Raw genomic sequence first — 4,365 nt, 5'->3', positions numbered from 1 at the left:
AGCTCCGCGGCGAACGCCGCCGGGTCGGTGATCGTCGTGGGCGTGACCGCCGGGAGCCCCGTGCGCGCGACGATCGCGGCCGAGTCCGCCGGGGACAGCGCGGAGAGCAGTGCCTTGCCCACGCCCGTGCAGTGCACCGGGACCCGCCGCCCGATCTCCGTGAACATCCGCATCGAGTGCGGTGACGGGACCTGGGCGACGTAGACGGCCTGGTCGCCGTCGAGCACCGCGAGGTTGGCGGTCTCGCCGATCTGCGCGACGAGCTCGGTGAGCACCGGCTGCGCCCAACGGCCGAACTGGCGCGCGGCCGTCTCGCCCAGCCCGACGAGCTTGGGCCCGAGCGTGTACCGCCGCGACGGCAGCTGTCGCAGGTATCCCAGGTCGACGAGCGTGCGGACGAGCCGGTGGATGGTCCCCGGCGCCAGCCCCGTGCTCGCGGCCAGCTCGGACAACCCGGCCTCGCCGCCCAGCTCGGCCAGCGACTCCAGCACCCCGAACGCGCGGGCGAGGGACTGGACGCCCCCCGAGCGGGGTATGTCGGTGCTCACAACTGCGGACTCTACATTCCATGATGCGGAAAAGCCACTCCGTCTGGTAGAAAAGTAGCCGACGCCGAGGAGAGGATGCCGAGATGGCCGGGACCGCAGGACTGCAGGTCGACCCCCAGCTGAAGGACTTCGTCGAGGGGGAGCTGCTCGCGGGCCTGGACCTCACGCCGGAGGCGTTCTGGGCCGCGCTGGCCGATCTCCAGGCCCGTTTCGCCCCGCGGATCACCGAGCTGCTCGGCCGGCGGGACGCGCTGCAGGCGCAGATCGACACCTGGCACGAGGTGCACGGCGCCGGTACCGCGGAGGAGTACGCGGCCTTCCTCACCGAGCTGGGCTACCTGCTCCCGGCCGACGATCCCGCGCCGATCGCCGTCGAGAACGTCGACGCCGAGATCGCGGAGATCCCCGGTCCGCAGCTCGTCGTCCCCGCGACCGTCCCGCGCTACGCCCTCAACGCCGCCAACGCGCGCTGGGGCTCGCTGTACGACGCCTTCTACGGCACGGACGCGCTGCCGCAGGAGCACGAGCTCGCCGAGGGCTACGACGAGCGGCGCGGCGCCCAGGTCATCGAGGCCGCGGACGCCCTGCTCGACGAGCTGTTCCCGCTGACCCAGGGCTCGCACGCCGACGTCGAGCGGTACACCGCGGACGCCCGGGGCCTCGTCGCCTACACCGGGACCGGCGAGTCCGGCCTGGCCGACACGGCGCAGTACGCGGGCTTCGGCGACGGCTCGATCCTGCTGCGCCGCAACGGGTTGCACGTCGAGCTGACGATCGATCCGGCGACCACGGTGGGGAAGCAGCACCACGCGGGCGTCTCGGACGTCGTGCTGGAGTCCGCGGTCACCGCGATCGTCGACCTCGAGGACTCCGTCGCCACGGTCGACGGCGAGGACAAGGCGAACGCCTACCGCACCTGGCTCGGCCTGATGACCGGCGAGCTGACGACGACCTTCCGCAAGGGGGGCAAGGAGATCACGCGCACGATCGCCGCGGACCGCGAGTACACCGCCGTCGGTGGGGCGCCGCTGACCCTGCCCGGCCGGTCGTTGCTGCTGGTCCGCAACGTCGGGCACCACATGACGACCGACGCGGTGCGGACGGCCGAGGGCGCGGAGATCGCCGAGGGCGTGCTCGACGCGCTGGTCACCGCCGCCGCCGCGCAGTACGACCTGTCCGGCAAGGGCGCGTGGTCGAACTCGCGCACCGGGTCGATGTACATCGTGAAGCCCAAGCAGCACGGGCCGGACGAGGTCGCGCTGACCGTCGAGCTGTTCGCGGCGGTCGAGGAGAAGCTCGGCCTGCCCGCGAGGACGCTCAAGATCGGCATCATGGACGAGGAGAAGCGCACCAGCGTGAACCTCGCCAACGCCGTCGCCGCGGCGGCGGAGCGGGTGATCTTCGTGAACACCGGCTTCCTCGACCGGACCGGGGACGAGATCCACACCGCCTTCCTCGCGGGCCCGGTGGTGCGCAAGGGCGACATGAAGACCACCACCTGGCTGACCACGTACGAGGACCGGAACGTGGACGTCGCGCTGGCCTCCGGGTTCGCGCACACCGCGCAGATCGGCAAGGGGATGTGGGCCAAGCCCGCCGCGATGGCGGACATGCTCGCGCAGAAGGGTGCCCAGCCGGAGCAGGGCGCGAACTGCGCCTGGGTGCCCTCGCCGACCGCGGCGACCCTGCACGCGCTGCACTACCTGCGCACGGACGTCCACGCCGTCCAGACCGAGATCGCGAAGCGGCCCGCCGCGGACCGCGCGAGGCTGCTGGCGCTGCCGGTCCTCACCGGCGAGCTGAGCGCCGACGAGATCACCCACGAGCTGGAGACGAGCGCGCAGTCGATCCTCGGCTACGTCGTGCGGTGGGTCGGCCTGGGCATCGGCTGCTCGACCGTGCCGGACCTGGAGGGCGTCGGGCTGATGGAGGACCGCGCCACCCTGCGGATCTCCGCGCAGCTCCTGGCGAACTGGCTGCACCACGGCCTGGTCGACGAGCAGACCCTGCGGGACACCTTCGCGCGGATGGCCGCTCTGGTCGACGAGCAGAACGCCGACGAGCCGGGCTATCCGCCCATGGCCAAGGACCTCGAGGGCAGCGAGAGCTTCCAGGCCGCGCTGGAGCTGGTCTTCACCGGCAGGTCGGAGCCCAACGGCTACACCGAGCGCGTCCTGACGACGTGGCGCCAGAAGGCGAAAGCCTCCTGACCCGCGAGTCCCCCACTCTCGACGCGCGAGTCGGACATGAACGCTCATGTCCGACTCGCGCGTCGAAAACGGGGGACTCGCGGGGGTGGGGTCGGTCTCGTCGGGGACGGCCCTCGGGCGGGCCGGTGTTGAGCGTGGGGTGGCGATGAAGGCGTGGGCGCGGGTCGCGGCGGTGCTGTTCGCGATCGGGTACGGCGCGAACCAGTTCTCGCCGCTGATGGTCATGTACCGCGAGCAGGGCCACTACTCCGCGACGGTCGTGGCGGCGTTCTTCGGCGTGTACGTGGCCGGGCTCGCCCCCGGCCTGCTCGTGGGCGGGCCGCTGTCGGACCGGTACGGCCGCAGGCGGGTGCTGCTGCCCGCGGTGATCGCCTCGGTGCCCGCCAGCGCGGTGCTCGCGCTGGGGGCGTTCTCCGAGTCGCTGCTGTTCACCGGCCGCTTCCTGTTCGGGCTGGTCACGGGCGTGGCCATGGCCGTCGGGACGACGTGGGTGAAGGAGCTCTCGCAGGCGCCGTTCGATGCCGTCGCCGATCCGGCCGCGGGCGCCCGGCGAGCGGCGCTCTCGCTCTCGGCGGGGTTCGGGGTGGGACCCGCGATCGGCGGGGTCCTCGCGCAGTGGGCGCCCTGGCCGATGGAGCTGCCCTACCTGGCGCACGTCCTGCTCACCCTCCCGGTGATCGTGCTCGTGGCGAAGGCCCCCGAGTCCCTGCGCGAACGGCCCGCGCGTGCGGCGGGTCACCCGGTTCGGGCGTTGCTGCGGAACCTGAAGGTCCCGGCCGTCGCCCATCCGCGGTTCACGGGGCTCGTGCTACCCCTCGCGCCCTGGGTGTTCGGCGCTCCCGCGATCTCGTTCGCGGTGCAGCCCGCCGCCCTCGGCGCCGAACGCACCGCGGGGTTCGGACTGGTCTTCGCGACCCTGCTCACCGCCGTCACGCTGTCGGCGGGGGTCGGGATCCAGTCCGTCGCCCGGAGGCTCGACGCCCGCAACCCGCTCGCCGGGGGCAGGCTCGGCCTGGTGCTCGTGGCCGTCGGGACGCTGGTCGCGGCGGGGACCGCGGTGACCGGCTCGCTCGTCGTGGCCGTGGTGGCCTCGGCGATCCTCGGCGCCGGGTTCGGGATCTCGCTGGTCTCCGGGCTGATCGAGGTGCAGCGGATCGCCGCGCCCCGGCACCTCGCGGGCCTCACGGCCGTCTACTACTCGCTGACCTACGTCGGCTTCCTGCTGCCGCTGGTGCTGGCCCCGCTCGCCACGTCGGTCGGGTACCCGGTGCTGCTGGTGGTCGTGGCGGTCCTGGCCGCGGTCTGCCTGGGCGTGCTGGTCGCGGCGGGGAGGCGGACCCGGGAGGCGGTGCGCACGTGAACCTGCACCGCGTCCCGTTCGACCATCCCGACGCGCAGGCGATCGACGCCGCCGTCCAGGCCTTCTACGGCGAGGTCTACGGCGACGGGGACGCGACCGTCCTCGATCCCGCCCAGTTCGACCCGCCTGCGGGGGAGTTCCTCGTGGGGTACGACGCCGCGGGGAGGCCGGTCGCCGCGGGCGGCTGGCGGGCCGTCGACGGCGAGTACGACCCCCACCTGCGCGCGGGCGACGCCGAGATCAAGCG

The 4,365-nt window shown here is 73.1% G+C and carries 3 protein-coding genes and 1 pseudogene; 3 read left to right on the top strand and 1 reads right to left on the bottom strand.

All coding sequences use genetic code 11. From position 1 onward, the window contains the following. The coding region (locus H5J29_RS22560; RefSeq protein WP_181783040.1) for an IclR family transcriptional regulator at positions 1–548 on the bottom strand (548 nt) is incomplete at its 3' end. A gap of 83 nt (positions 549–631) precedes the next feature. Between H5J29_RS22560 and H5J29_RS22555 the strand changes: the two genes are divergently transcribed. The 3 genes and pseudogenes from H5J29_RS22555 to H5J29_RS22545 all read left to right on the top strand — a co-directional run. Further along, the gene (locus H5J29_RS22555; protein ID WP_181783039.1) at positions 632–2,758 is read left to right on the top strand and encodes a malate synthase G; all 2,127 of its coding nucleotides are present in this window, start codon (positions 632–634) and stop codon (positions 2,756–2,758) included. Positions 2,759–2,903: 145 nt separating this feature from the next. Continuing rightward, complete coding sequence (locus H5J29_RS22550) at positions 2,904–4,118, top strand: MFS transporter (protein WP_181783038.1); 1,215 nt, start codon at positions 2,904–2,906, stop codon at positions 4,116–4,118. Beyond that, positions 4,115–4,365 (top strand): annotated as a pseudogene (locus H5J29_RS22545) (GNAT family N-acetyltransferase); the annotation flags it as partial. The gene H5J29_RS22550 and the pseudogene H5J29_RS22545, both read left to right, overlap by 4 nt.

Origin of the sequence: Pseudonocardia pini (assembly GCF_013870575.1) — a bacterium.
GTDB classification, from domain to species: domain Bacteria; phylum Actinomycetota; class Actinomycetes; order Mycobacteriales; family Pseudonocardiaceae; genus Pseudonocardia; species Pseudonocardia pini.
This window is presented reverse-complemented; position numbering and strand designations above follow the sequence as displayed.